Annotated in this window: 25 protein-coding genes and 1 tRNA gene; 10 read left to right on the forward strand and 16 right to left on the reverse strand. The window is 52.8% G+C overall.

The annotated features are described in order from the left end of the window. Positions 1–101: 101 nt before the first annotated feature. Entirely contained in the window at positions 102–890 is a 789-nt protein-coding gene (locus tag INT32_RS13060) for an IclR family transcriptional regulator (protein WP_193089174.1), read from the forward strand. A gap of 524 nt (positions 891–1,414) precedes the next feature. Here INT32_RS13060 and INT32_RS13065 read toward each other — a convergent pair. After that, positions 1,415–2,125 (reverse strand): IclR family transcriptional regulator, encoded by a 711-nt coding sequence (locus INT32_RS13065; protein WP_193089175.1) that lies wholly within the window; start codon positions 2,123–2,125, stop codon positions 1,415–1,417. A 19-nt stretch (positions 2,126–2,144) separates the two neighbouring features. Here INT32_RS13065 and INT32_RS13070 point away from each other — a divergent pair, with 19 nt between their 5' ends. The 3 genes from INT32_RS13070 to INT32_RS13080 are packed head-to-tail and all read left to right on the forward strand — an operon-like array spanning position 2,145 to position 4,627. After that, complete coding sequence (locus INT32_RS13070) at positions 2,145–2,960, forward strand: PIG-L deacetylase family protein (RefSeq protein WP_226817003.1); 816 nt, start codon at positions 2,145–2,147, stop codon at positions 2,958–2,960. A gap of 12 nt (positions 2,961–2,972) precedes the next feature. Further along, entirely contained in the window at positions 2,973–3,632 is a 660-nt protein-coding gene (locus INT32_RS13075; protein ID WP_226817005.1) for an RraA family protein, read from the forward strand. Positions 3,633–3,661: 29 nt separating this feature from the next. Then, on the forward strand, positions 3,662–4,627 hold the full coding sequence (locus INT32_RS13080) for a tripartite tricarboxylate transporter substrate binding protein (protein WP_193089176.1): 966 nt from the start codon (positions 3,662–3,664) through the stop codon (positions 4,625–4,627). A 30-nt stretch (positions 4,628–4,657) separates the two neighbouring features. On the opposite strand, the gene INT32_RS13085 is transcribed toward INT32_RS13080, so the two are convergent. The 7 genes from INT32_RS13085 to INT32_RS13115 all read right to left on the reverse strand — a co-directional run bounded on the left by INT32_RS13085 (position 4,658) and on the right by INT32_RS13115 (position 11,035). Next, positions 4,658–4,909: a hypothetical protein gene (locus INT32_RS13085; protein ID WP_193089177.1), complete on the reverse strand. Its 252-nt coding sequence runs from the start codon at positions 4,907–4,909 to the stop codon at positions 4,658–4,660. Then, complete coding sequence (gene rlmF, locus INT32_RS13090) at positions 4,867–5,832, reverse strand: 23S rRNA (adenine(1618)-N(6))-methyltransferase RlmF (RefSeq protein WP_193089178.1); 966 nt, start codon at positions 5,830–5,832, stop codon at positions 4,867–4,869. The genes INT32_RS13085 and rlmF overlap by 43 nt, the downstream gene beginning before the upstream one ends. Positions 5,833–6,091: 259 nt before the next feature. After that, complete coding sequence (locus INT32_RS13095) at positions 6,092–6,679, reverse strand: DJ-1/PfpI family protein (protein WP_128396629.1); 588 nt, start codon at positions 6,677–6,679, stop codon at positions 6,092–6,094. Between the two features lie 51 nt (positions 6,680–6,730). After that, positions 6,731–7,693 carry a substrate-binding domain-containing protein gene (locus tag INT32_RS13100; protein WP_193089179.1) on the reverse strand — a complete coding sequence of 321 codons (963 nt, stop codon included), beginning with the start codon at positions 7,691–7,693 and terminating at the stop codon, positions 6,731–6,733. A gap of 66 nt (positions 7,694–7,759) precedes the next feature. Next, complete coding sequence (locus tag INT32_RS13105) at positions 7,760–8,749, reverse strand: ABC transporter permease (protein WP_193089180.1); 990 nt, start codon at positions 8,747–8,749, stop codon at positions 7,760–7,762. Continuing rightward, positions 8,715–10,355, reverse strand: coding sequence for a sugar ABC transporter ATP-binding protein (locus INT32_RS13110; RefSeq protein WP_193089181.1), 1,641 nt, complete (start codon positions 10,353–10,355; stop codon positions 8,715–8,717). Before INT32_RS13110 ends, INT32_RS13105 begins: the two co-directional genes overlap by 35 nt. After that, on the reverse strand, positions 10,352–11,035 hold the full coding sequence (locus tag INT32_RS13115) for a GntR family transcriptional regulator (RefSeq protein WP_193089182.1): 684 nt from the start codon (positions 11,033–11,035) through the stop codon (positions 10,352–10,354). The genes INT32_RS13110 and INT32_RS13115 overlap by 4 nt, the downstream gene beginning before the upstream one ends. A gap of 228 nt (positions 11,036–11,263) precedes the next feature. Here INT32_RS13115 and INT32_RS13120 point away from each other — a divergent pair, with 228 nt between their 5' ends. The 4 genes from INT32_RS13120 to INT32_RS13135 all read left to right on the forward strand — a co-directional run bounded on the left by INT32_RS13120 (position 11,264) and on the right by INT32_RS13135 (position 15,460). Next, the gene (locus tag INT32_RS13120) at positions 11,264–12,463 is read left to right on the forward strand and encodes an iron-containing alcohol dehydrogenase (protein WP_193089183.1); all 1,200 of its coding nucleotides are present in this window, start codon (positions 11,264–11,266) and stop codon (positions 12,461–12,463) included. Positions 12,464–12,480: 17 nt separating this feature from the next. Next, positions 12,481–13,947 carry an NAD-dependent succinate-semialdehyde dehydrogenase gene (locus INT32_RS13125; RefSeq protein WP_193089184.1) on the forward strand — a complete coding sequence of 489 codons (1,467 nt, stop codon included), beginning with the start codon at positions 12,481–12,483 and terminating at the stop codon, positions 13,945–13,947. 2 nt (positions 13,948–13,949) lie between these two features. Continuing rightward, entirely contained in the window at positions 13,950–14,780 is an 831-nt protein-coding gene (locus INT32_RS13130; protein ID WP_193089185.1) for an alpha/beta hydrolase, read from the forward strand. A 68-nt stretch (positions 14,781–14,848) separates the two neighbouring features. After that, a complete protein-coding gene (locus INT32_RS13135) occupies positions 14,849–15,460 on the forward strand; it encodes a tRNA-uridine aminocarboxypropyltransferase (protein WP_193089263.1) in 612 nt (203 codons plus the stop codon). An 88-nt stretch (positions 15,461–15,548) separates the two neighbouring features. Here the strand turns inward: INT32_RS13135 and INT32_RS13140 are convergent, their stop codons facing one another. The 6 genes from INT32_RS13140 to INT32_RS13165 form a co-directional block, all read right to left on the reverse strand. Then, positions 15,549–16,163 (reverse strand): aldo/keto reductase, encoded by a 615-nt coding sequence (locus INT32_RS13140; protein WP_193089186.1) that lies wholly within the window; start codon positions 16,161–16,163, stop codon positions 15,549–15,551. Positions 16,164–16,426: 263 nt separating this feature from the next. Beyond that, a complete protein-coding gene (locus INT32_RS13145; RefSeq protein WP_193089187.1) occupies positions 16,427–16,921 on the reverse strand; it encodes a hypothetical protein in 495 nt (164 codons plus the stop codon). 97 nt (positions 16,922–17,018) lie between these two features. Then, complete coding sequence (locus tag INT32_RS13150) at positions 17,019–17,936, reverse strand: retron St85 family RNA-directed DNA polymerase (protein ID WP_193089188.1); 918 nt, start codon at positions 17,934–17,936, stop codon at positions 17,019–17,021. Then, positions 17,926–18,852, reverse strand: coding sequence for a retron St85 family effector protein (locus tag INT32_RS13155; protein WP_370540228.1), 927 nt, complete (start codon positions 18,850–18,852; stop codon positions 17,926–17,928). Before INT32_RS13155 ends, INT32_RS13150 begins: the two co-directional genes overlap by 11 nt. 432 nt (positions 18,853–19,284) lie before the next feature. Then, complete coding sequence (locus INT32_RS13160) at positions 19,285–21,033, reverse strand: ATP-binding protein (protein ID WP_193089190.1); 1,749 nt, start codon at positions 21,031–21,033, stop codon at positions 19,285–19,287. Continuing rightward, positions 21,030–22,067 (reverse strand): SIR2 family protein, encoded by a 1,038-nt coding sequence (locus INT32_RS13165; RefSeq protein WP_193089191.1) that lies wholly within the window; start codon positions 22,065–22,067, stop codon positions 21,030–21,032. The genes INT32_RS13160 and INT32_RS13165 overlap by 4 nt, the downstream gene beginning before the upstream one ends. Before the next feature lie 650 nt (positions 22,068–22,717). Between INT32_RS13165 and INT32_RS13170 the strand changes: the two genes are divergently transcribed. Further along, positions 22,718–22,927 (forward strand): hypothetical protein, encoded by a 210-nt coding sequence (locus tag INT32_RS13170; RefSeq protein WP_193089192.1) that lies wholly within the window; start codon positions 22,718–22,720, stop codon positions 22,925–22,927. Between the two features lie 115 nt (positions 22,928–23,042). Here the strand turns inward: INT32_RS13170 and INT32_RS13175 are convergent. Beyond that, positions 23,043–23,127: transfer RNA gene (locus INT32_RS13175), tRNA-Leu, on the reverse strand. 234 nt (positions 23,128–23,361) lie between these two features. Here INT32_RS13175 and htpG point away from each other — a divergent pair. Continuing rightward, positions 23,362–25,275, forward strand: coding sequence for a molecular chaperone HtpG (gene htpG / locus INT32_RS13180; protein WP_128396647.1), 1,914 nt, complete (start codon positions 23,362–23,364; stop codon positions 25,273–25,275). Between the two features lie 173 nt (positions 25,276–25,448). Here the strand turns inward: htpG and ampD are convergent, their stop codons facing one another. Beyond that, positions 25,449–26,060: a 1,6-anhydro-N-acetylmuramyl-L-alanine amidase AmpD gene (gene ampD / locus INT32_RS13185; RefSeq protein WP_193089264.1), complete on the reverse strand. Its 612-nt coding sequence runs from the start codon at positions 26,058–26,060 to the stop codon at positions 25,449–25,451. Positions 26,061–26,080 lie beyond the last annotated feature (20 nt).

The raw sequence follows: 26,080 nt of genomic DNA on the forward strand, positions 1-26,080 counted from the left end.
GAATCAGTATTGATTAAAGCGAGTGTATGTAGTTTTACCTCTAAGGTCAACGAATTGAGCTGTTTTTGAATTGTAATTTAATCCCATATAGTGGAGTATATATGACGAGCCATAAAGACGAAGCGATGGATGAGATCGCCGGAGCCCAGGTAGTGAAGCGCATTAGTGCTTTATTAAAAGCTATAGCATCTCGAAATGCGCAAGGTAGTAGACTGGTCGATTTATATCGAGCCTTGAATCTTGGACAATCCACTGTTCATCGCTTACTTAAGGCATTAGTAGTGGAAGGTCTGGTTCAGCAAAATATAGATTCAAAGCGCTATTTTCTGGGGCCGTCGATTTTTGAATTTAGCCTGGCAGTCAAGCCTACGCTGGATATACGCGCTTTGGCGCATGACGCCATGGAGCGAATCGCCACTTTTTCTGAAGATACTGTATATTTGCTCATCCGCAGCCGATATGAGTCCGTATGCATCGAGCGAATGGAGGGCAGTTATCCTGTGAAAGTTTTGTCGTTGGATATTGGTGGGCGTCGCCCCTTAGGTGCTAATGCGTCGGGCTTAACCATATTGGGGTCATTGGCGCAGGACGAAATTGATCGCATCATCGAGCATAACAAGGATATCTATCCTCGCTACGGTATGTTTACGGTCGAAAGGGTGCGCCAGAAACTTGCCGAATTCAAAGAGCATGGATATGTATGTACTCAACTTGCACCAGGTACGTTGACGGTTGGATTACCTATACTGAGTTCAGATGGCACACCTGTCGCCGCTATTTCAGTAGCCGCAATCGAAGGCCGCATGCAAGAAAGTAGACAAGAAGAAATTGTCGACTTTGTACGTAACGAAATAGCTAAGCTGCAGCGTATTCTAGCAAAGGCAAATTAGCTTAGATTAGATATAGTTCCAGCGCCTTTTGAGGATTTATCGACCGCAGGGTATGAATTCGCTCAGGCGCAACTGGGCGAACCGACACGCCTTGCGGCGGGGAGTTTGAGCGGGTTGTAGTTGCACTGTATCGGAAGTTCGGCACAGTGCAAATAATTACATTGACCGGCAAATGTAATGTTTACTAAATCCCATTGCTCAGTTGGAAAGACCGTCAGTCTGCATCGCAGCCGGCGTATATCGCAAACCGGCAGCTGCCCGCAGGCTTCGGTCGCTTTACCTTACCAGGCAGCAACTGAACAGGTTGTTGGTGCAAAAGCACATCCCGGCCAAACAGGCACGCAAGATGCTACCCCGGCTACTCACGCTACTGGAGCACTTTGTTCACAGCTCCGCAAGCGCCCTGGCCAGCACGCTCAAGTCGTGGTTGGAACCGATTGTGCGGCTGTGGCGTTCCTCAACAATATGAGGATGACTCGGGAGGCGGTAGTAGTGCGACAATGACTTAGACGAGCGAACAACGCTCACGCTTGGTCATACATCATCTGTCGGAATGCTTTTGAAGCGCCAAGTCGGCTGGACAGTTCACTGGCTGCCTTCAGTAGTATACGTTCAAAGCGGCGGGCATCCACAGTGCGTAAACGCTCCGAGGGGCCGGCCAACGTTAGTGATCCTGAAAAAAAATCCTCTACACCGATAATGGGCACGCTCCATGATGACGTGTAGGGGTCTCGAACACCACTTGAAAAATAAGGCAGCGGAGCATCTTTAAGCGTTTGAAGTTGCGCCCATTTTTTGAAGACTCGACCAGTGGCAGAGTCATCCGGCGTCATGACGCTGCCAGCTAGAACATTGGGGTGCAGTCCTTCATGAGGCTGTGCTCGAAAAAGACATAAGCGCGTTCCGATTTCTGCGCCCTCGACATAATAGGCGGTGCTTTCGCCGGTGTCTCTCGACAATTGCTCGAGCACAGGCATCACCGCGCCGGACAAATCGAAGCTTCGTTGATAGACGCGCCCTAGAAACAGCAGGCGAGGGCCGGGCGAATAGCGGCCATCGTTTCCACGTACTGCATAGTTACAGCGGACCAACGAGTTCAACAATCGAAAAATAGTCGTTTTATGTAGCGGCAGGCGTTCTGCCAACTCCGCCAGGCTGAGCTTTTCTTCGCCTGGTTTAAAACAATCGAGTATTGAAAGTGCGCGTTCAACTGCGATAACGCCATCATTGCTCATGGTTGTATGCCTTCGTATCTTGGATGCTTATGTTGGTTGTTGTACTAGGTACAATGTCATTGTACAAGAATACAATATGTTTGTTTATGAATTTATTGTCAGAAGAGGGTCGAAAAGCATGTCGTCATCTATTGTTGTCGTAACCGCGCATGTTGGTGATTTTGTGTGGCGTTGTGGCGGAGCCATGGCGGTGCATGCTGCGCAGGGGTACAACGTACACCTGGTTTGCCTTAGCTTTGGCGAAAATGGTGAATCGAATCTGGTTTGGAAAGAGGAGGGGGCAACGCTAGACAAAGTTAAGGAGACCCGACGCCTGGAAGCACTTGAGGCAGGCAAGGTGTTGGGGGCAAGCACATCAGAGTTTTACGATCTGGGCGACTACCCACTCATTATCACCCCCGAAGTGGTTGACCGTTTGTCGCGTGCTTTTCGGCAGTATCAGCCCAGCCTGATCATTACACATCCCGAGAAAGACCCTTCGAATCTTGATCATTGCCGCACATTTGAAGCTGTGCTTCTGGCGCGCATGAAGGCAATTGCGCCTGGGCACGGAAATGACTTCATCAAACCGCCGCAGGTTCTGTGCTTTGAGCCGCATCAGTCAGAGTTGTGCGGCTTCAAGCCAAACATGCTGCTCGATATCACCAGCGTCTGGGATCAAAAGAAGGCAGCCATGCAAACAATGCACGCCCAGCGGAACCTTTGGGACTACTACGAGCGGGTCGGTATGCAGCGCGGGGCACAGGCCGGCCGGCGAGCGGGTTCGGGACAACTCTATGGCGAAGCCTATCAAAGCATCTTTCCATCAGTATATACATCGTTTTTATCCAACTGAATCGAGGCCAGCATGACGGAATCATCAAACCAGCAAATCAACCAGACTTGTGCCGGGTGGTTGACCAGCACGCTGCTTGCAGATCGTGGTGCTCATGTGCTTGGCAGCCGGATCAAACCGCTGCGCCCTGGTGCTCGCCTGCATGGTCGCGCCTTGACCATATCGGTGCCGCCAGGGGACAACCTTGCCATTCATGCTGCCTTAGCCTCGGCTAGGGCCGGAGACGTTCTTGTTATCGACGGCGGGGCCTATACCGAGCGGGCGCTAATGGGCGGCATCATGTGTACCCAGGCGTTCAGGGCGGGTATCGCCGGAATAATCATAGATGGCGCTATTCGTGATATTGCAGAGTTGCGCGTCATGGACATGCCGGTTTTTGCGATCGATGCCGTACCTGCAGGTCCGACCAAGAATGGACCAGGAAGCATCTTGCGTCCAATCGCGTGTGGAGGTGTCGCTATTTATCCTGGCGACTGGATTTTTGGTGACGATGACGGTGTTGTGGCCTATCGGCACAGTGCCCGTGAAGATTTGCTTGACTCGGCTAAAGAAAAGTATGTCGCCGAGCAAAAGCGACTTGCTGCAATAGCGGATGGCGTGCTAACACCTCCGTGGCTGCAAGAAGCACTGAAAAAAAGCGCAATAGATACGGCTTCGCGTTCAGATTTTTAATAATAAGTAAATTTAATTTAGGAGACGTTATGTTCAAATTACCCAAGATAATCGTGGCTGCGGCTTTTTCTTTTGCCTCTGTTGGCGCGCTTGCCCAGGCCAGCTATCCCGACCGGCCGATCCGGATGATTATTCCGTTTTCGGCCGGCGGCCCGGCTGATATGGTTGGGCGTGAAGTTGCACAGTCGCTGAGCCAGGAGTTAGGCCAGACTGTAGTCGTCGTTAATTCCGGAGGCGGCCATGGCGTGCCCGCGCTTAACCAATTGCTCGGAGCACCTGCCGATGGCTATACCTTGCTCATGCCGGCCTCGGGAAACATGACGATCCCGTCCAAGTCAATGAAAGGCAAAGATGTGCTCGAACTGCTTGCTCCGGTAAGTCAGGTTACGCAAAGTCCCCATGTACTGGTGGTTAGTAAATCGATTCCCGTTACTTCTGTCCAGGAACTTATCGATTATGCCAAGGCAAATCCTGGCAAGGTCAATTTTGGATCGGCAGGAGTAGGTGGTGTTGCTCACCTTGCAATCGAGATGTTCAAGAATCAGGCAGGTGTTGACGTTGCGCATGTGCCGTACCGCGGGACGTCAAAGGCGGTCATTGATCTTGGGGCAGGCCAGATCCACGCGCTGTTCAGTAGCATGCCATCTTTGAAGCCGATGATAGACAAGGGGGCTGTCACACCCATAGGCATGAGTTCTGCCAGTTCAGGTTCTGAAACTTACAAGTTGCCGGTGATTTCCCAAGCCGGCCTGCCTAACCTTGAATATACAACCTGGTACGGCATTTTCGCCAAGAAAGGTACACCTGAGCAAATCATTCAAAAGCTGAACAAGGCTGTTGCCAAGGTCATTGATAACCCGGAACTGAACAAGAAGTTTGAGCCTCAAGGTGTCGAATTCGTATCCAGCACGCCAGAAACGTTGACCGCGCTTGTGCAGAAAGACAGTGCCAAGTGGCGCAAAATCATTGACGATGCGGGTATCGAGATCGAATAAAACAGCGCAGGTGGTTTTCTCGCCAACTGCCTAATTTTTCTTGTGGTGCACGTAGCCGAAATCGAGCCGACCCGACCCGCCTTGCGGCGGGTCCTTTTGGAAAGCCAGGGATACGGTCTCGATGATCTGCGTCCATACGCCGGGCTCACTCAGTGTTGGCATTTGCCCCCTGAATACAACCCGCAGCGTCTGGATTTGCGGGTCGATGACAATGATATAGTTATCAGTGTCAGCTGCGGCTAGCCGTTGCGTATAGCATTCGCTTCGCGTCTGCTGTGCCATGCTTCTTGATCCGCACGGTTCAAGAAGGTCCAGGCGACGAAGCGGCTTTTTTTCTGGCCTTGCGCCATGTCGACTGTGCGCACATCGAGTGCGCCGGCGTCTTTGATACTGCGATAGACCTCGGGCAGGTTTGATTCTTTCGAGACCAGGGTGGAGAACCAAAGCACCTGTTTCTGGACGGTGGTGCTTTCTTCAGCCATGCGGTTTATGAACAGGACTTCGCCGCCTTCGCACCATAGCTCGCTATCGCGACCGCCAAAATTAAGCAATGGGCGCTTGTACCGGGCCCCCGCTCGGCCCAAACCGCGCCATTTGCGTTCCGAATTGTTTGCCGCCTCTTCCGATGAGCCATAGAAGGGGGGGTTGCATAGTGTCAGGTCAAAGCGATCATTCACGCCGACCAGGCCTTTGAATATATGGGCTGGCGAGTTCTGCCGGCGTACTTCGGCTACGTCCCTGATGCCTGGATTGGCCTGGATAATCGCTTGTGCTGATTTGACGGCACCAGGATCGATGTCCGATGCCGTAAAGCGCCATCCATAGTCGAAATGGCCGATTATCGGATAGATCGCGCTGGCGCCTGTGCCGATGTCCAGCACATGCACCGCCGGACCGCGGGGTATGACGCCTGCATTGCGTTCTGCCAGCAGGTCGGCCAGATGGTGCACATAATCGCCCCGACCCGGAATGGGGGGGCATAAATAGCCTTCCGGGATATCCCAGTGAGCCACACCGTACCAGGTTTTGAGCAGGGCGGCGTTGAGCGCCTGGACCGCGGCGCGATTGGCAAAATCGATGCTTTGATCGCCATAGGGATTGGCCCGGACGAAGGCGCCGAGTTCCGGCATGCCTTTGATCAACTCTGTGAAATCGTAGCGGCCCTGATGGCGATTGCGGGGATGGAACGAGGATAGAGTGGACATGGGGGTCTGGCGCTACTTTGAAGTGGACGATCTGGCCATGATATCAATGAGTTCGGGAACCGTGGTTAAAAAATGGCACGAAATTCAATCAGGGCTCGCCCACCGTGCCGGCGATAAGGTTGAACTCAGCGTCACGGAAATGACGTCCGTTGTGCAAGCCGAAAGGGCTTGGACAGGCGGCTAGTGCGCCCTACCCAAATGAAGCAAGCCCCGTCAGATGAGACGGGGCTTGTGAAACGCCTGGTCTGCGTTTTCGGATTTACGAATGGGTGATGGTCGTTCCAAGTACCTTCATGCATTCGCGCATGAACGCGGCCAGGCCGGTCCATCCTTTTGCCGACACCATGGTGCCGTCAACATAGGCTTCGTGCGGCTTGACGTCTATGTAGGTGCCACCAGCCAGAATGACTTCGGGTTCGCAGGCGCCCAGCGCGGCCACTTTTTTACCACGTACTACGCCGTCTACGGCCACAAGAATCTGCACGCCGTGGCATATGGTGAAAATGGGTTTTTGCTGTTCGTGAAAGTGGCGCACCATGGCCTGGATGCGTTTGTCGGTACGGATATATTCCGGTCCGCGTCCGCCGGCGCAGTACACCGCATCGTAGTCGTCAAGGTTCACTTCCGAGAAGGTTTTGTTGATCTCGGCCAGATGTCCGAACCGCTCGATATACGTTTGATGTCCTTCAAAATCGTGTAATGAGGTCTGGATCATCTCGCCGGCCTTTTTGTCGGGGCAGATGACATGAACGGTATGACCTACTGCTTCCATACCTTGTTGAAACACAAAAATTTCATATTCTTCGGTGAATTCACCGCAGAGCATAAGGATCTTCTTGCCACTCATGTTGTCCTCCTGGTTGTTAAGGTGATCGGGTCGTGACCCGATCGAATTTCATTAAAATGGGCTGTCGGGGAAATAGAACTGATCGGCATTCTCGGGTGTGATCAGTGGCGCGTCCAGTTTAAAGCTGCCACGCATGGGTGCTTGCCCGGTGAATTGCGCAGCCGTCATGTAAATGGCCGACTTGATCATCGAGGGCGGGTAAGGGGTCGAGATCGGCGTCATGGCGTTCTTGGCCTTGACCAGTTCAATCACGTCTTTCATACCGTTGCCGCCCAGTGCGTATTTGATTTCGGTTCGGCCAGACTCTTTGATGGCCTGCCTGACGCCCAGCAGCATGTCGTCATCATTGGCCCAGACGGCATCGATCTTCGGATATTTGGCCAGATAATCCTGCATCAGGGAAAAGGCCTGATCCTGATTCCAATTGGCATACTGAATATCGAGGATCTTGATGTCCGTGCCTTTTATGACATCTGTGAAGCCTTTGATACGCTCATCGTCAATGACGGTTGGTATGCCGCGCAGTACAACAATATTCCCCTTTTTGCCAAGCTTATCAGCCAGCCATGTCGCGGTATTGGCGCCGACGGCAATATTGTCGCCGGCGACATACAGGTCAGGTATGGATGAGTCTGTCAGCCCGCGATCAACCACCGCGATAAAGGTGCCGCCTGCCTTGACCTGCTCGACAGGGCCGGTCAGTTCTTCGGAGGTGAAGGGCAGGATGACCAAGGCATCCAGCTTGCGCCCGGCCGAAAGGTCTTCCAGCGCCGATACCTGGGCTGTGGCTGACGGCGAGGTTTTGACCACGACGTCAATATTAGGAAATGCCGCCTTGATTTCCTTTGCCGCCTGTTCGGCATGATAGACCACACCCCCTGTCCAGCCGTGGGTGGCGGCGGGAATGGATACGGCAATAGTTTTTTTATCTTGCGCCAAGGCGTTGGTGCTGGTGACCGCGATAAGGGTGGCTGCAGATAGCCAGCCAAGTGTCCGTTTTGTTATAGACGTCATTTCTGTCTCCTAGATGATGGTCGTCATTTTTCTATTTTGTAAAACTACTCCGCTCTTTGGTGGCGGTTACTTGATAAATCGATGTGCCAGCATGGCAAGAATGATGATGACCCCTTGCACCGCTGCAACAAGGTATTCAGAAACCACGTTGGACAGCACCATGAGGTTGGCAATGACTTCCAGCATCAGCGCACCAGCGATGGTGCCCCAGATCCGGGCCTTGCCGCCGCGCAGCAACGTGCCACCAATCACAACGGCGGTGATTACCTGCAGTTCCCAAAGCTGGCCTGTGGTTGGGGTGGCCGCGCCAAGGCGGGGGATATAGCAGATTGCCGCAATTGCTACGCAAAGGCCCTGAATAACAAAGGCCATGGTGCGAATCTTGGTGACCGAGATACCCGAGAAACGGGCCACCTCGGCATTGGAGCCGGTTGCTGTGCAACGGCGTCCGTATTTGGTGCGGTACAGGATGAAGGCACCGACCAGGGCGACGGCCAAGGTAACGGCCACTGGAATGGGCAGGCCTAGTACATCGCCGAAATAGACCGGACGATAAGGTTCGCGTAGCGCGCGGTCCATAGGAATAGATCCGCCGTTAGACATCCAGGTGATCAATGCACGATAAATGCCCATTGTGCCCAGTGTGGCAATAAAGGGCTCGATTTTGCCTACAGTAACGATCAGCCCGTTCAACAGGCCGCAGGTGGCCCCAACCAACAGACCCACGACGGCGCCGACCAAGATTGCGTTCGCACCCATGGAAGGCTGAAGATGGTTCATGGTCAGAATCATGATTCCGGTCACGAAGGCCATCATGGAGCCGACGGACAGATCCAGGCAGCGCGACGAGATCACGAAGGTTGCGCCCACCGCGATAATGGCGATGAAGGCTGAACGGGTCACAACGTTAGCTAAGTTGGTTGCCGTGGCAAAGTTGGGGTTCAGCATTGTGCCGACCAGTAGCACAATGCCTAGCGCAATGAAAGGCCCCATGGTGGCCCAGCGGATGCGCCGGGGTGCTTCAACTGTCGCGATAGTCGTGGTCGCACTTGTCATCAGGTTTGTCTCCTTCGTTTGTCGTCCGCTGATCTTGCTCATGCAAGCCGGTAGCAAGCGCCTCTGCACTTGTGGCCGCATAGACGACGTTTTGTTCTGTTATTTGTTTTCCTGTCAGCTCAGCCACGATGCGTCCTCCACGCATGACCAGCACCCGGTCGGCTAGGCCGACCAGCTCGGGCAGTTCTGACGAAATCACGATGCAGGCTTTACCTGATCGAACCAGCTGATCTATGAAGTCGTATATTTGACTCTTGTTGCCTATGTCGATGCCGCGAGTCGGTTCGTCGATGATGACGACCGACGGATTGGTCATCAATATTTTTGCCAGCAGCAGTTTTTGTTGATTGCCTCCGGACAGCTGACCGACATCCAGATGCACCGAGCCGACGCGGATGTCATATTCGCTGACGACTTTTTGCAGCGCTGCGGCCTCTTGGCGATGATTCAGCGCAAGACGTGGGTGAATCTGGTCCAGCGCCTGAAGTGTCAGGTTTGGCGCCAGTGGCTCTTCGAGCAGCAGGCCTTTGCCTTTGCGATCTTCGGTCAGGTAAACCAGGCCATGTTCCTGCCAGGTGCCAACTGAGCGTTGCCCAATGAGATGTCCGTTCAGTTCGATGCGATGTGCATGGGCCGGGCGCAGACCCATCAGCCCCTCGAAGAGCTCGGTTCTACCGGAACCGATCATGCCGCCTATGCCCAGTATCTCGCCGGGCCTGACTGTCAGGCTGGCCTGCACCGCGTTGTGATCCACGGACAGTTGTTCGACGACCAGCAGCGGGTCGCCTGACGGTTGCGGACGCTTCGGTGGATACAGCACGTCCAGTTGACGTCCGACCATGAGTTCGGCCATCTTGCGTTGGGACAGTTCGGCGGCCGGCCAGGTGCCTATCATCCTTCCATCGCGCAGCACGGAAATTTGATCAGCCAGCGCTTTGACCTCGTCCAGGCGATGTGAAATATATAAGACGGCCACCCCTTGCGCCTTCAGCCCACGGACCACATTCAGTAATGCAGCCACCTCGTCATTGGCCAGAACGGCGGTAGGTTCGTCGAAGATCACGACCTTGCGCGGCTCAAGCAACGCTCTTGCGATTTGCACCAATTGCCGCTGTGCCAGCGGAAGATCGCCTACCAGGTCGCGTGGGTCACAATGTGCTCCGATGGAGCTCAGGACTTCGGCGGTGCGGCGGTGCATTGCACGATCATCGACCATAATGCCGTGTGTGAGTTCGCGGCCCAGGAAGAGGTTTTCGGCGACGGTGAGGTCGTCAGCCAGCAGAATTTCCTGATGGACCAGCACCACACCTGCGGCCTCTGCCGCTGCGGCATTGGTAAATTGAATGGGTTGCCCATCAAGCAGCAGGCGGCCCTCTGTTGGACTGATATAGCCCGACAGCAGCTTCATGAGTGTTGATTTTCCCGCGCCGTTCTCTCCGATGATCGCGTGGACTTTACCGGCGTGGATGTCGAGCGTAATCGCAGACAGCACTGTGATGAGGCCATAGGCCTTGGACAAGGCCGAGGTGACCAGCGTTGGCTGCGCTGACACACTCATGTCCGCTGGCGGCGCCATAGAGGAGGCAAGGGCGGTGTTTAGGGTCATTCGAAAGCCGGCCTCAGGCGCTCGCGGGAGCGCTCGATATGCTTGCGCATTGCCGCTTCTGCAGCGGCGGCGTTACCTTCACGAAAGGCTGCCATCAGGTCTTCGTGTTCTTCCAATGCTTCCTGGGTAACGCGACTGTGGAACATCAGGCGGAATAGGTGCAGGTGTACATGCTGGTTAAATAGCGTTGAGCGGATCACTTCATTGCCTGCAATCTGCAGGATTTCGTCATGAAAATGGGCATCGGTCCGGGCAAAGCGTGAATAACGACTGGTGCGGTCTACCGGTGTTGCACCGTGTGCCATGTCGGCTGCGATCTCTTCAATATGTTTGAGGCTGTCAGGAGTCATGTTCAAGGCAGCCAATCGAGCTCCTTCGGGTTCGATAAGCAGACGAAAGTTGAACAAATCTTCGAACTGCTTGCGATTCAGTTGGGCGGCGGCGCTATAACCGATGAGATGTGCCTTATGTACCAAGCCTTCGCGCTCAAGCCGAGAAAGCGCTTCGCGGATCGGTGTCTGGGAAACATTCAGGTCGCGTGCGAGCACATCAATGGGAATGCGCGCACCCGGTGCAATTGTGAGTGACATCAGTTGTTCGTAGATGACGTCGTACACACCGTCTACCACACTGGTCGGGCGTAGAGATAAGCGATGCTGTTTTTCCAATTGTGCTGCCATTTTGCGGATACCTGTTCGTAAAGTAGTTCTTGACACACCCTAATCATGGCAAATAACATATCAAATGTCAAATACAATATCATATACGATATGATTTTTTTGCGGAATTACTGCGATTAATTTTTCGTGGTTTATATCAATGACTAAAGAGAAAGCCGTCATGGTGGTCATGTTGGTTCGGCGTTCGCGCCTGAGCGGCGAAATACCAAAAACAATGGGAGAGGAACAATGAATTACTTTGGGACCATCCGGTCGCCTCGCGAGCTTATCGCGGGGGCCGGTCAACGCAAGGTGCTGGGGTTGGTGGCCAAAAGACTGGGCCAGCGCGCGCTGGTCGTGACCGATCAACGCCTGGCCGGCGATGCGCACTTTCAGTCCCTTATTGTCGATCTTGAAAAGAACGGCCTGGCAGTGCGAATTGAAAGTGGAACCCTGGCAGATGTACCCGCTGAAAGCACAGTGCTGGCGGCCGACGCAGCCCGCGACTTCGCTCCCGACATGGTTATCGGGGTGGGTGGTGGCTCGTGCCTGGATATGGCCAAATGCCTGGCATTGCTACTGAGCCATGGCGGGCAGCCCGAGGACTACTACGGCGAATTGAAAGTGCCCGGCCCCGTTCTGCCTTTGATTGCCATTCCGACCACGGCGGGAACCGGCTCTGAAGTTACGCCGGTAGCTGTCCTGTCGGATCTCCAGCGCAGCCTGAAGGTTGGTATATCAAGCCCAGAGCTGATTCCCACAGTGGCGATTTGCGATCCTGAGCTTACCTTAACCTGTCCGCCAGGACTGACTGCCATCGCCGGCGCCGACGCACTGACGCATGCGATCGAGGCCTTTACTGCCACCCGGCGTCCGGTCACGCCCGGATTAACGCAGGAACGCGTATTCGTCGGCAAAAATGATCTGTCCGACCAGTTTGCGCTGATAGCCATATCGCTGTTGTGGCAGGGATTAGAGGCGGCCTATACCGACGGGAACAACCTGGAGGCTCGGGCTCAGGTCATGCAAGGGGCGACCTTTGCGGGGCTGGCCTTTGGCGTTGCCGGAACCGCGGCCGCCCATGCCATCCAATATCCGGTGGGCGCGGTGACCCACACTGCACATGGTGCGGGGGTGGCGTGTCTGATGCCTTGGGTTATGGAATGGAATCGTCCCAAGATAGGCGTGGAATTACAGCAGATGGCCGGCGCCATGGGCCTTGCAGATGCTGCGCAAGTCATACCCGCGATCTCTGCGCTGTTTGCGCGTATAGGCATTCCAGTCACGCTGGCCGCACTTGGGTTGGCCGAAGATCAACTGGATTGGGTGGCGGAACAATCCTGCGGCATAGAGCGCCTTATTCAGAACAATCCTCGCCCGCTAGATCGCAGCGACATGCGCAAACTGCTGAGCGCTGCCTACTCGGGCGATGCCAGCCTCATCCAGTAAGACAGGACTTCAAACAAATGACAAACAGTACCATGACCGGGTCGGACTATGCCGATCCCGCCTTGCACGCACAAGGCCTATACATAGACGGACAATGGCAGGCGGGCACCGGCATTCCGGTTGTGAATCCCTCGACCGCAGAGGTCATAGCCGAGGTGCCTGACGCTTCAATCGCCGATGCCATGCGAGCCGTTGATGCTGCTGACGGTGCTGCCGCAAACTGGCGCGCAACCCCGGCCCGCCAGCGTGCCGAGATACTGCGCCGCTGGTTCCAGCTGATGACAGAACACGCCGAGGAACTTGCGTGCCTGATTTCTCTGGAAAACGGCAAGGCGCTCGCCGATGCGCGCGGTGAGGTCGCCTATGCCGCCGAGTTCTTCCGCTGGTATGCCGAAGAGGCGGTGCGTATTTCCGGAGAGTTTCGCCATGCTCCGTCGGGCGCTAACCATATTCTTGTCGATCATGACCCCATCGGAATCGCCGTCCTGATCACGCCCTGGAACTTTCCTGCCGCGATGGCTACGCGCAAGATCGGACCCGCTCTGGCGGCGGGCTGCACCGTTATTCTGAAGCCAGCCTCGGAAACGCCTTTAACCGCCTATGCCATGGCCAGACTGGGCGCTCAGGCCGGTGTACCGCCAGGGGTGGTGAATGTACTGACCACGATGCAACCGGCTGTCATCACCAATGCCATGCTGGCTGACCCACGGGTACGCAAATTGTCTTTTACCGGTTCGACCGGAGTCGGGCGAACCTTGCTGGCCGAAGCGGCAAAGACCGTTACTTCGTGCTCAATGGAGCTGGGTGGCAATGCGCCATTCCTGGTGTTCGATGACGCTGATCTGCAAGCGGCTCTGGATGGCGCCATGATCGCTAAAATGCGTAATGCGGGTGAAGCCTGTACGGCAGCCAACCGTTTTTATGTGCAGTCGGGCATACACGATGCCTTTGTCGCCGGGCTGACCGAGCGCATGGCTGCGCTGCGGGTGGGGCCGGGTACCGACGCCCAGACTCAGGTGGGGCCGATGATCACAACAATAGCCGTGTCGAAGATCGACCGCCTGGTTTCCAGCGCCATCGCGCAGGGCGCACGATTGCACACTGGTGGCAAGCCGCTGCCAGGTAGCGGTTATTTCTATCCGCCTACGGTTATTGATAACGTGCCCACCGATGCTGGCATTGCGCATACCGAGATTTTTGGCCCCGTGGCCGCTGTCTACTGTTTCGACACCGAGGCCGAGGCCATCCGCTTGGCCAACGATACAGAATACGGGCTCGCTGCCTATGTGTATTCAGGTGATCTGTCACGCGCGTTGCGGGTGGGTAAGGGCATAGAAGCGGGCATGGTTGCGATCAATCGCGGATTGATGTCAGACCCGGCGGCACCTTTTGGTGGAGCCAAGCAAAGTGGGTTGGGGCGTGAAGGCGGCGTTACCGGCATTCTGGAGTTCATGGAACCTAAGTATTATGCGGTACACTTTTAACTATGAAAGACTTATATCGCAATCGTGATTTCATCCCTAATTTCGACGAGCTCATCGCCGAAACCGCCGCAAGGTCACGTGCGTTTGCCGTCGGTGCCAACGCGCGCGTCGATGTGCCTTATGGCACCGGCGCACGCGAACGGGTGGATATTATTTTCCCGCCTGGCCTGGCAAAAGGGGCGCCGCTGCATGCCTTCATTCACGGCGGGTACTGGCGCGCCGGCAACAAGCATGAGCACTGGCTGGTCGCGGCGCCGGTACTGGCCGCAGGCGGTATTGCGGCCTTTATCGGTTACGACCTGATGCCAGATACCAGACTGGGTACTATTGTGAGCCAGGTGCGCGCGGCGTTGGCGCATTTGGTTGCGATGGCGCCTGAGCTGGGTGCAGACCCAAGTCGCGTCACAGCCAGCGGCCACTCAGCTGGGGCGCATCTGGCAAGCTACCTGGCTGCGATCGGCCCCGAAGAAAACGAGTACACAGGGCTTAGCGCGCTACGCGGCCTGCTGCTGATCAGCGGCATCTATGACCTGGCCGAGATCCCCGGCAGCTTCCTGAAGCACGAAGCGAAAATGACGGAGGCAGAAGCCGCGGCCTGGACGCCCCTGACTTCACGCCAGCTAGACGTACCCCGACGTATTTTGATGCTTGCCGAACACGATACTGCGCCTTACCACAAGCAGGCGCAGCAGTTCTCGTCCTTGCTGCAAACCCAGGGTCAAGACGTGCAGCTGCGCATAGAGGCAGGCTTGAACCATCTTAGTATCGAATTGGCCCTGGCCAACCCGAACAGCCCTGCCGGGCTGTGTCTTTCGGAGCTGGTTGCCAGTTGACCTTGGCGGCAACCGCTCGTCAGTGCGTTAGGCTTTGTATAATGGCGCATATGTCTGAGTTGAAAAAGCTGCCCCGTCCTCGTTGCGAGCATTGCCAGCGGCCTGCATCGCATTGCCTGTGTGCTTATATAAGTCGCATTCCTAACCGCACGCAGGTACTGGTGCTGCAACACCCGGATGAAGCGAACCATCCCCTGAATACCGCCCGCCTGGCGGTGATGGGGCTGCTTAATGCACGGTTGCTGGTGGGCGAGCATTTTCCGCAATTGGATGACATCGTTGCCTCAGCGGGCCGCGTGTTACTGCTCTTTCCGGAGCGGGAAGCAAGCAGCGCGCAGGTTGCTGCCGTTTCCACTTCCTCTTGCGGTGAGCCTGCCTCATCGCTGCTAATCGTGCCGGACGGCACCTGGCGCAAGGCACGCAAAATAGTGGGCGCGAACCCGGTGCTGGACACACTGCCTCGGCTGAGCCTGCCCCCTGGCATGCCGTCGGAATACCGGATACGCAAGACGAGTCAGCCTGCTGCAGTGTCCACCATTGAAGCGATTGCGCGTAGTCTGTCGCTGCTTGAACCTGAGCAAAGTTTCAACGGTTTATTGGCGCCCTTCAGGGCGCAGATCGCGCAGCAGGTGCAGGCTATGGGGGAAGAGGTGTATAGGCGAAATTATACGAATAGATGAGGGGTTGTCGCTGCACTGTACCGTAAGTTCGGCACAGTGCAAGAATGACGATGACTGGCAAACGTAATGTTTACCTAATCATAGTGCCTCAGATAGAAAGACCGTAAGCCTGCATCGCAGCCGCTGAATAGCGTAAACCCGCTGCTGCCTGTGGCGCGAAAGCCTTTTCCCGCAATGACATTGTCTCCGGGCTGAGTGTAATCTGGCACGCAGCCATATTTTCATCAAGACGCGCTTTGCTGCGCGTGCCCGGAATGGGCACCACGTGATAACCATGTGCCAATACCCACGCGAGCGCTACTTGGGCAGGCGTCACACCTTCATTCCGGGCTGCTGTTGCCAGAACCTCGACTAATTGAAGATTATGCTTCAGATTATCCCCAGTGAATCGTGGCAGGTTTCGACGGAAATCCGATGTTGAAAGTGCTTGAGGGTCGAAAGATGGGGTGGTCAACAGCCCTCGGCAAACGGGCGAGTATGCCACCAGCAGGATACCGAGCTCTCGGCACGCTTGATCCACACCGTCAACTTCAATATGACGCGTCATTAACGAGAATTCGGTCTGGATTGCTGCAATTCCCTGTTTACCATCCGTTGCTTTACGCAGAGCGGCGTCTGCACGGCGGATAGTCTTTTCTGACACCTCGCTCAGACCAACTGCACCGATATTTCCAGGCCGCAAATGGTCTGCCAGGGCCGACATTTGCGGCTACCGGTGTGCGACAACGACACTTATAGAATAAAAACAATTGTGGACCTGTTTTACACAGCTGTCCTAGTTTTTTGGTTTAAGGAATACTCTAGGAGGTGTAAATCAGGGGGGGCATGTTTAGTGTTTTTTGGTCGCCGTTCAGTTAATACGGTACTTCAAACTGATCATAGAGTTATTACCAATAAACATACGCGATCCTTGCGATTATTAACGCAGTTCCCATTGTCGGTGCAACGTTGAATTTAGACAGATAGTCAAAAAGCGCCGTGCTCAAACGAAACGCGTACTTTTTGATTGATTAGAATGCACCGTTTAAGAACTGTCAGACCCGCTTGCACAAGTCTGATGTCGCGGTCGCGGTCGATATTTCTATATTCAGGAGACCAAATTTTTGCTCCGTGAAATAGATTATTTCTAATTCGACGTACCATGAGTAGTGTTTTTTGAGTTTTTAACAGGCCCTTGGCAGGGGGTGAGTCTTTCCATATAACGCTACCTTCTTTTAAAATCTGCTTTCGCGGCGGATCTGTTAAAAGAAAATTGACCGCATCTTTGAGTTCGGTGTCGCTCACTCGCCTGAAATGCCAATCTATCGCCTTAGAAAATTCGTCCCAGTTGGCTTCTACAGTTGAGGCATTTCCTCGAGCAAAGCCTGCGCATTTTAGAGCGTACTCGGAGCGAGCGAACGTGCCAAGAAACTCATATGTAAGCCCTTGTGGCAACGGCATGTGAGGAAATTGGGGCGACATTTTTTTCCTTTTAATAAATTGAGGTTACCCGCCGGGAAAAACTATAAAATTTGCTATATTTTGATATTGTTAAGGCCGTTTTGAGTTCTGTTCCGAATCACAGAAGCAAAGCTAAGGTATCGACCCCGAATGATATCTTGAGACGCTCGACGTGTTTTGGCTCCACAGAATTAAGGAAGGCCAGATAACCACGTAACGACTCTTGCTCACAAGCATCGAGATTCCCGGTCTTAAAACGATGAATGAGCACCCGAAGCTTCCTCTTTTGCAGACGACCAATGGAGATGGTGTCATCATTAGTTATAGTCAAACCAGTTATTCTTCGCCCTCGCTTTTTCGATGTTTCTACCGTTTTTTCTTCGTTAATGACTAGTTTCGGATACGGTAAATCCTGAATTATTTTTCTTACGACGCTTAAGCAATCCCGCAGAATTACAGGGGTGGACGTAGAAAAAGATAGGTCGTCTGCATAGCGAGTGTAAGCAATATTATGTGCCAAGCAATAGTTTGAAACTGCCTCATCAAATTGAAACAGCAGAATGTTCGACACTTGAGGGGAGCTTGGCGCACCGACGGCAAGTGTAAGTTTCCCTTTTTCAACATTTTTCTTAAAAAGTATCTGTGTCAAAATGTAGCAGTCATCGTTTGTTAACTCCGCTTTTTTTTCTAGGTAAGCGACTAAGTCATCTGATTCGATAGAAGGAAAGAAATTTTTAAAATCGATTTTAAGAAGAAATCGATTACCTAAATGGGGGCTAACATTTGCCGACAGTCCCACGTCTTTTCGGTATGCAGTTGCACTGGCGTGGATTGGGAATTTTGAAAGAACGTTTTTGGAAAGCCAGCGTTGCAACGTTTTTATTTCCGGAGTGGGTTGGGCAATGTTCCTACGCTCAGGTCGCCGTCGCTTCTCAATTGTGTATTCTTTATAGCGGCGTGGAGCAGTTGCTATTAACATAGTCAATTCGTGCTCTGTGAAAGGAAGAGCTTGGAGCAGATCAGTTTTAAGCGACATTTTTTTCTACCCCTATATTCGGGACTTTAAAGCGCTCGTAAGCGGCCTTGCGTCTGCGATCTGCTACTGTTTGCTCGAAGAGTTGACTTTTGATTCGAGCACGCTCTAGGCGTTTATCTATTAGGCTATACTCGACGTAACTTTCGCCGGTGTGTAGGAATGTATAGAAAGATTCATTGCCCGAGCGACGAAACTTAAGAACCTCAAGTCTTTCCAACACAAACATCAGTTGATGAAGTCTTTTAAGAGATAAGGTTGCGCCTAATGCTTCCAAAAAATTCGAGATATCTGTTAGCCGAGCCACCTGGATTAGTTCGACGAAATCTGCAATCGTTAGAAGGATATGGCGGGTGTTCGCGAGATCCAGTGCTTCAGTTTTTGGCTGCTTTGACAAGCGGAGTTCTACTTCTTCAATAATCTGAAATACGTCTTCTTTACCTAAGGTCCCTGGAACCGAGAATGTCGCATTCTTATATCGGTTTTCAAGATTGAGTACCAGACCAAGACGTATGAAAGAGTTCTCCTCCCAATAATCCTCATGAATCACTATTATTAATTTTTTCGAAGTATCATGAGTTTTAAGAAATGCGCCGAATTCACCTACTGCGCCAACGCCTTCAAGAAATATTATAATAACGTCAACGAACGCGCATAAGTCTTCCTCGAATGACAACAGATCTTGATAAACGTCGTAATGGTTCCAATCCTTATAGGTCTCCGGTGTAATTAGGGTCGGATTGTATTTGGGGTGATAAATCGCAACATAATTAATAAAGTCCCCTCGTTGCGAGAGCGATCCACCTTCTGGACGAGAACCCATATCGCCCCCGAAGACCGTGATTCGATGCCATGGTCGGGTAACTCGACTTTTTGCGACATCAATATACTGCGTAATTTTCGTTATAGTCTTTTGCACGAATACCAACTACCTAAATATGGCGCGAAGACGGTCGCGTGGCCCGGCGGAGGAGCAGACATGCGGAGGAGCTGGGACGCGCGACCGTCTTTGCGCCAAAAATGCTGCCAATCCTTTTCAGTCTGGCGATACGCCCGACATTATCAGCTTGCAGACACCAATGTCAGTAGCCAACGAAACGCGTAATTGGTGTCTAGCATACTAACAACATATTGGGTATTTGACTAGTACAATTGGTCATATTTAGAGAGAATATATTGCATCCGGCATTCGACCCAATTAATGTTCGGGTGATTTTGATGATCCTTCTCGCTAGGTTTTGATGACTGCTACTCTATTATTAAATAGATTATTCTTCACATTAAAATCAAAAAACTAACAATAATTCGTCGATCAATACCCTAAAAAATATCGTACTTATTTAGCCAGCGCTCATCCGTTAGTCCGTGATTGGCTCCGCAAACACTCGACCGCAGCTTCAAGTAACTTCTCATCAGGCATAAGGGAACCCCATTCCCGCCAAAAATCTCGCGTCGCACTGTCGGGCTTCACTTGCGGCGGATCAAGTTTGATCCGCGTTGGAAGAAGCACCGCATCACCCAACAGTAGCGCCTCGCCTGTATCAAGGAGTGGGAGCATAGCCGTCAAACCGACTAGGGAGTCCGGCATCAGTCTCTTGATAACGTTCTGGTCGCTGTCGTTCGTTAGTCTGAGAGCCAAGAAATTGTTGCATTGGGAGAGGATTGTCCGGCTTACGTCAGACGGTCGTTGGCTCACGACGAGCATAGAGAACCCGTACTTTCTCCCTTCCTTCGCAATGCGCTCAAACGACCATAGTGCCTGTCTCTGAACGGCATCAGCGTCATCTTTGACCGGTAAGTAGAGATGTGCTTCATCACACAGTAAGGTAACTGGCGTGCGCGCATCTGCACTCATCCAGAACTGCACATCATAGAGAAGGCGAGCTAATGTTCCGGTGACAACAGGGAGTACATCGGCTGGAACCTCGGAGAAGTCGATGATTTTGATGCCATTGCCAGGATCGGCTCTTAGTAATTTGATGATCTGCTTAGCGAGCCATCCATAATCGAGCGCTGCTGCGGGGGGGGAGAACATAAAGCCGTAACGGCGATCATCCAGTTTCGCCTCCAGTCGCGATATAAAGCGTGTCAGCTTGTCCTCCCAATCTCCTTTAACAGCACTGCCGTTCTTCCCTACACCTTTAGTCGTGTTGTCCGTCTTCAGACGGACAACCAAATCAGAAATAGCATAGGGGATTGGCGAATCCACGGTGAAGGTTTCTTTGACCTTGTTTTTGTCCGACGAGTCAAGAGTGCCGGCCTTAAGATCACGAACGTGGAGGGTGAAACGGGAAGCTTGGTTAGGAGCATTCTGATCGCTTCGATCTAAGATCATCGACAGCATCTCATCACGGTTTAGCAACCAGTAAGGTAGAAACAGGGTGTCGTCCTTTGGAGCGGAAAGGTCGCCGGGACCCGCGATACGAAAGCGTTGTGCAAATCCACCATTGTTCTTGTCAGCCAGAGGTGCATATTCTCCGTGCATATCGAACACGACGATGTTAGGGAAATTCAGTTTAGCCGCACGTTCAAGAATCAAAGCTACTGCCCAGCTTTTACCCGATCCGGTACTTCCAAGAATGGCGGCATGTCGCTGGAAGAACTTATCCCCACTGGCGATTGCTTCAGCGCTACGATCTGCCACGAAGGTGCCAAGCTTCAATCGTTCCTCGTCAGATAATCCTGCTCCCAGGATTCCCATGAAACGCTGTAGGTTGCCTCCCTCGATTACAAAGCAGTCACGATCAATCTGCGGGAAGCTATCAGCGCCGCGTTTGAAGGTGTCCGACTTGTCACCGTCAACGGTCCGATAGGTGCCGATGACGAAAGCCTGCATGTGATCAGCCGGCGAGACCGTTAACGTCCCGAATTCACCACTTTCAGGACCAGGAAGTTCTTCGCGAAGTGAGCGAGTAACGCGATCTGTCATTCCAATTAAGAATTCCGCTTGGGTCGCACCCTTGATAGCGATAAGCTGTCCGATGCCTACACGTGTAAGCATCTCAGAATTAGTGACATCGATCGCCACGCGGCTGGTGTCAACGCCAGCTACACGACCGATTTGATCATTCTCTGTAAATACGAGTGCTGAGCTTGTCATACGGATAAAACTCCCTTTACAAATCCATCGAGGTCCCAGTAATCAACACCGGGGTAGAATATCTCTGCTCCATTGACGATGAAGCATGCGCCTGGGGTTCCAGCATCTTCGCGAAACTCAGCAGCTATAACATTTTTGTTCTTTATGGCTAAGTCTCGTGCTTTAGAAGAGAGCGAGAAAGTTAAAATTACCGTTTTCACACCTGATTTGATGCGGGGGGTGAGATGCGTTTCCAAATGATCATCATTGAAACCGTAGCCGATAATGAGGAAGCGGCGCGCCTTATCGATGGCGTCATTTCCCTTTTCTCGGTGTTTGTCGAAAGGGCTGTCATATCCGCTACGGAATTTGTTCAACCCTGGTGTGATGATAAGGCGAGGGAGTGGTAACGCTCCTGCGTAGCGAACCGGACTGCCCTCACGATGATACCAATCAAGACTACCATGCGGCTTGAAGATATTGGCTTTCATCGCGAATTTGTAGCGCACGTTCTTACCCACCAACTTCACATTACGGCAAAAACTCCAATAGCTATTCTCCGGTTCAAGCCGCGCCGCAAAATGGCCACAGAACATGGTGTCGACGCCTAAACCCGCTTCCTCACATGCGAGCTCGGCGAGACGATCATAGTTTGTAGTCACAATTGGTATGCCCGCATCTGACCGCAACAAATGCGGAATCAACTTGGTTAGTCGAAGCGTCTTAGATTTATTAAAAACGTCGGAGATAATATTGGCTTCAGCAGTGGCAATGAACTCGCCGGTGCTCTGCACAATTGCGGCCTCGAGAGATGGCGAGGGAGCATACTTCAGCAAAGCTGCCTCTAGCCCTTCCTTCTCAATAAGAGGGTGGATATTTTCCCAAAGCTGCGTGTCGTCTGGGGAAAGGCTAGCAGGAATATGGGTTACTAGGTGATGCCCTAGCGCCGTCATTCCGGGAACTCCTTCTGCACAGGACAGCCCAGAACCAATAATTAGAACGAGCCCATCGCCGAGGTGTTCTTGCAGCTGTTTTTTTAACGCACCTAGTTCCATGGACTTTCCCATTAGTCGGCAGCTATACCATACTCAGAACAGAGTTTTTTCATTGATGGGGGGTAAGTTTGTACTCCACCTTCTGAAATTCCATTAGTTTTTACTACTATCAAATGCAACACTTATTTGTGCAACGCCAGGACCATTGCAGCCCAGCTTATCAAACGCCAATACTGCCAAAAAACTTACTGTTTGATAGGTATTTCAATTTGTTTATTATATGGCATGCAAACATCTAAATCCATACATTTACTTTCTAAAGTTAAATATAGTTACTTTTTTGATTTAGAAGTATATTTCCTGAACTTACAGAAGTGAGGCACAACATCAATGCGGCCACAGGTATCACTGCTGGTTATCTGAATTGGGAAACTGTCCCTAATCCGATGCCAGCACCAGTTACCGCTGCGATCCTGCTGGCGGCAGGCGATTGGTACGAGCATCGGGACGACAAGATAGATGTGTGCCTGGTGGATAACGACACGATTTGCGCCTGCTGAATCCGTACCGGCTGATGGATATTTAACTTCCTGCGTTTCAGGTAAAGGGTCGGTTTTGAAATCCAGAGGTTTCCAACAATGCTGGATTACCCCAGTAACATAATGTCATATTCGCCGGATATGATATGCGTTCATCCAATAGGAGGAGTTATGAAAAGAAACATTGTTCACGTCGCAGCCGCACCACCGAAGGAGGGACACAATTCGTTTGAAGTATTTGCGGTTGCAAGTGATGGAACCTTGTGGAAAAAATCAGAATATCCTGGCAGTAGCAGTGCACATTTGCCATGGTTCCAAATTCTTGATCTTCCGGACGATGGACACCAACCACTAGGGATGTTGCCAAGCAACCGAACATGAACGGAATGTGTGGTGTTTCGTTTACGGTGCGGTAAATATTTATCGACCGTATAAACAACAAAACAGAGTGATCGGAGAATAAGTAATAAATCAGCTTAAGAGCTTGATTTTATTGTGGTGCCCGGGGCCGGAATCGAACCGGCACGCCTTGCGGCGGGGGATTTTGAGTCCCCTGCGTCTACCAATTTCACCACCCGGGCAGGTATGGAGGGTATTGCAGATAAGAGCGGAATTATACCCATATTCTTTTTCTTGCGCCATTCCCACGCGCTTACTAATAAAAAATCCTCATTTACCTGCCAATTTCCCACTTTTCCCCTTGAAAACCCTCCCCGCGTCCCCACTACTATCGGATACGAGGGCGAAATTGCCGTAAAACTGGCTGTTTTGCCCCATTTTTCACCATTTTCCATCCAATTTAACGAAAAGTTACCATGAGTCAATCCGATACTACCGTGAAAAAAGCAGAGGAAACGCTGGGTTTCCAGACAGAAGTAAAGCAGCTTCTGCATTTGATGATTCATTCCCTGTACAGCAATAAGGAAATTTTCCTGCGCGAGCTGGTCTCCAATGCGTCAGACGCCTGCGACAAGTTGCGGTTCGAGGCGATTGACAAGCCCGAGTTGCTCGAAGGCGGCGCAGACCTGGAAATCCGCGTCAGTTACGACAAGGAAGCGCGCACCATCACAATCGCCGATAACGGTATCGGTTTGACCAAGGCCGAGGCAGTGGCCAACCTGGGCACCATCGCCCGTTCCGGCACGAAGGAGTTTTTTTCCCAGCTCTCGGGCGACAAGCAAAAAGACGCCCAGCTCATCGGCCAGTTCGGCGTGGGCTTTTATTCTTCCTTTATCGTTGCCGACAAGGTTACTGTCGTTAGCCGTCGTGCCGGCGAGCCGGTAGACCAGGCGGTGTTCTGGGAATCTGAAGGGCAGGGCGAGTTTACCGTTGCCGATACCGAGAAAACAGAGCGCGGCACCAGCGTGACGCTGCATCTGCGCGCCGAAGAAGATGATTTCTTAAGCGGCTGGAAGCTGCGCGAAGTGCTGCGCCGCTATTCCGATCATATTTCCCTGCCTGTGCTGATGCAGAAGGAAGAGTACGATTCCGAGAAGGGCGAGCAGGTCAAAAAGGACGAGTGGGAAACCATTAACCAGGCCAGTGCGCTGTGGACCCGTGCCAAGAACGACATTACAGACGAGCAATATACCGAGTTCTACAAGCACGTTAGCCACGATTTTGAAGAGCCGCTGGCCTGGACGCATAACCGCGTAGAGGGTCGCAGCGAATATACACAGTTGTTATATTTGCCCAAACACGCACCGTTTGATATGTACGATCGCGAAGCGCGTCGTGGCGTCAAGCTTTATGTCAAACGTGTTTTCATTATGGATGATGCCGAGCAGTTGCTGCCGTCCTACCTGCGCTTTGTGCGCGGTGTGATTGATTCGGCCGATCTGCCGCTGAACGTGTCGCGTGAAATCCTGCAGGAAAGCCGCGATGTGAAGGCAATCCGCGAAGGTTCGACCAAGCGTATCCTGAGCCTGCTGGAAGATCTGGCAGAAAACCGTGCTGAAGACTATGCCGGTTTCTGGACAGAGTTCGGTCAGGTAATCAAGGAAGGCACAGGCGAAGATATCGCCAACCAGGAACGCATTGCCAAGCTGCTGCGTTTTGCCTCTACCCATAACGACGATGCCATCCAGAACGTAACGCTGGCAGACTATATCTCCCGCATGAAAGAAGGGCAAGAGGCCATCTATTACGTCACGGCCGACAGCTTTGCTGCTGCCAAGAACAGCCCGCATCTGGAGATCTTCCGCAAGAAAGGTATTGAGGTCCTGCTGCTGTCAGACCGTGTAGACGAATGGATGCTCTCGCACTTCCGTCAGTTCGACGGCAAGTCTTTCGTGTCTGTGGCCAAGGGCGGCCTGGATCTGGACAAGCTCACGGACGAAGCAGAGAAAAAGCATCAGGAAGAAGTAGCCGAGTCCCTTAAGCCTTTGCTGGAGCGCCTGCAAGCGTCTCTGGGCGAGTCTGTGAAGGAAGTCAAAGTCACGAACCGTCTGGTGGATTCTCCTGCCTGCGTGGTGGTTGGCCAGAACGATGTGAGCCCGCACCTGTTGCGCCTGTTGAAGGCCGCTGGTCAGGAAACACCGGATATCAAGCCCGTGCTGGAGATCAATCCCGAGCATGCCCTGATTGAAAAAATCAAGGGCGCCGCAGACGATTCGTTTGACGATTGGGCGCATGTGCTGCTGGATCAGGCCATGCTGGCCGAAGGCGCGCAAATTGCCGACCCGGCTGCGTATGTAAAACGCCTGAATGGTTTGCTGCTTAAAAGCTAAATCATGATGGTGCTGGGGCGGCCGCTATGGCGGCTATCCCAGAATATCTGCCTGATGACGGTTGAAATAGTACTTGGAAGTCCACAGAAAGTACTTGCAAACCAATGCAATCCGGCCCCAGGGTAGACGCCTTGGGGCCGGATTTTTATTTTATGTTTGCGCGGTTTGTTGGTTTAAACCCGCACCAGTCGTTGGCTTGCAATGCCTTTGGGCATCTGCCGCCAATCCCAGCCTGTCAGTCGCTTATACCAGTGCCAGTCGAAATACGGCCCCGGGTCGGTCTTGCGTTTGGGGGCGATATGTTCGTGGCCGCGTACGGCTTTAAGCGTATAGCGGTTGCGCAGTACCGTGGTAAGCGCAGCCAGTTGCAGATATTGTTCGTCGGTAAAGGGGGTAAAGTCTGTGCCTTCCAGTTCAATGCCGATGGAAAAGTCATTGCAGCGGTCGCGCCCGTCAAAACGCGACACCCCGGCGTGCCAGGCGCGCCTGTTGGTGCTCACAAACTGGATAATGCGCCCACTGCGGTTGATAAAGAAGTGTGCTGAGACGCGCAGATCGGTAATCTCTGCAAAGAACGGGTGTTCGTGCGGGTTCAGGGTATTGGTAAAAAGCTGCTGTACATGCGGGCCGCCAAACTGGTTGGGCGGCAGGCTGATATTGTGAATCACCAGAAGGGAGACGCTTTCCAGCAGGGGGCGGCGGTCCTGGTTGGGTGAGCGGATATGTCGGACCCCGGGCGCAGGACACAGCCAGCCGCGTCGGTCCAGTTTGAGGTCTTCGGTCATAGTCATATTTCTTCTGTCAT

This window comes from Advenella sp. FME57, from assembly GCF_014897675.1.
Classification (GTDB): domain Bacteria; phylum Pseudomonadota; class Gammaproteobacteria; order Burkholderiales; family Burkholderiaceae_B; genus Advenella.

Bases quoted from the DNA above. Each gene is read 5' to 3' on its own strand.
- INT32_RS13060 (WP_193089174.1), top strand. From the start codon at position 102: ATGACGAGCCATAAAGACGAAGCGATGGATGAGATCGCCGGAGCCCAG.
- INT32_RS13065 (WP_193089175.1), bottom strand. From the start codon at position 2,125: ATGAGCAATGATGGCGTTATCGCAGTTGAACGCGCACTTTCAATACTC.
- INT32_RS13075 (WP_226817005.1), top strand. From the start codon at position 2,973: ATGACGGAATCATCAAACCAGCAAATCAACCAGACTTGTGCCGGGTGG.
- INT32_RS13080 (WP_193089176.1), top strand. From the start codon at position 3,662: ATGTTCAAATTACCCAAGATAATCGTGGCTGCGGCTTTTTCTTTTGCC.
- INT32_RS13085 (WP_193089177.1), bottom strand. From the start codon at position 4,909: ATGGCACAGCAGACGCGAAGCGAATGCTATACGCAACGGCTAGCCGCA.
- rlmF (WP_193089178.1), bottom strand. From the start codon at position 5,832: ATGTCCACTCTATCCTCGTTCCATCCCCGCAATCGCCATCAGGGCCGC.
- INT32_RS13095 (WP_128396629.1), bottom strand. From the start codon at position 6,679: ATGAGTGGCAAGAAGATCCTTATGCTCTGCGGTGAATTCACCGAAGAA.
- INT32_RS13100 (WP_193089179.1), bottom strand. From the start codon at position 7,693: ATGACGTCTATAACAAAACGGACACTTGGCTGGCTATCTGCAGCCACC.
- INT32_RS13105 (WP_193089180.1), bottom strand. From the start codon at position 8,749: ATGACAAGTGCGACCACGACTATCGCGACAGTTGAAGCACCCCGGCGC.
- INT32_RS13110 (WP_193089181.1), bottom strand. From the start codon at position 10,355: ATGACCCTAAACACCGCCCTTGCCTCCTCTATGGCGCCGCCAGCGGAC.
- INT32_RS13115 (WP_193089182.1), bottom strand. From the start codon at position 11,035: ATGGCAGCACAATTGGAAAAACAGCATCGCTTATCTCTACGCCCGACC.
- INT32_RS13120 (WP_193089183.1), top strand. From the start codon at position 11,264: ATGAATTACTTTGGGACCATCCGGTCGCCTCGCGAGCTTATCGCGGGG.
- INT32_RS13125 (WP_193089184.1), top strand. From the start codon at position 12,481: ATGACAAACAGTACCATGACCGGGTCGGACTATGCCGATCCCGCCTTG.
- INT32_RS13130 (WP_193089185.1), top strand. From the start codon at position 13,950: ATGAAAGACTTATATCGCAATCGTGATTTCATCCCTAATTTCGACGAG.
- INT32_RS13140 (WP_193089186.1), bottom strand. From the start codon at position 16,163: ATGTCGGCCCTGGCAGACCATTTGCGGCCTGGAAATATCGGTGCAGTT.
- INT32_RS13145 (WP_193089187.1), bottom strand. From the start codon at position 16,921: ATGTCGCCCCAATTTCCTCACATGCCGTTGCCACAAGGGCTTACATAT.
- INT32_RS13150 (WP_193089188.1), bottom strand. From the start codon at position 17,936: ATGTCGCTTAAAACTGATCTGCTCCAAGCTCTTCCTTTCACAGAGCAC.
- INT32_RS13160 (WP_193089190.1), bottom strand. From the start codon at position 21,033: ATGACAAGCTCAGCACTCGTATTTACAGAGAATGATCAAATCGGTCGT.
- INT32_RS13165 (WP_193089191.1), bottom strand. From the start codon at position 22,067: ATGGAACTAGGTGCGTTAAAAAAACAGCTGCAAGAACACCTCGGCGAT.
- INT32_RS13170 (WP_193089192.1), top strand. From the start codon at position 22,718: ATGAAAAGAAACATTGTTCACGTCGCAGCCGCACCACCGAAGGAGGGA.
- htpG (WP_128396647.1), top strand. From the start codon at position 23,362: ATGAGTCAATCCGATACTACCGTGAAAAAAGCAGAGGAAACGCTGGGT.
- ampD (WP_193089264.1), bottom strand. From the start codon at position 26,060: ATGACCGAAGACCTCAAACTGGACCGACGCGGCTGGCTGTGTCCTGCG.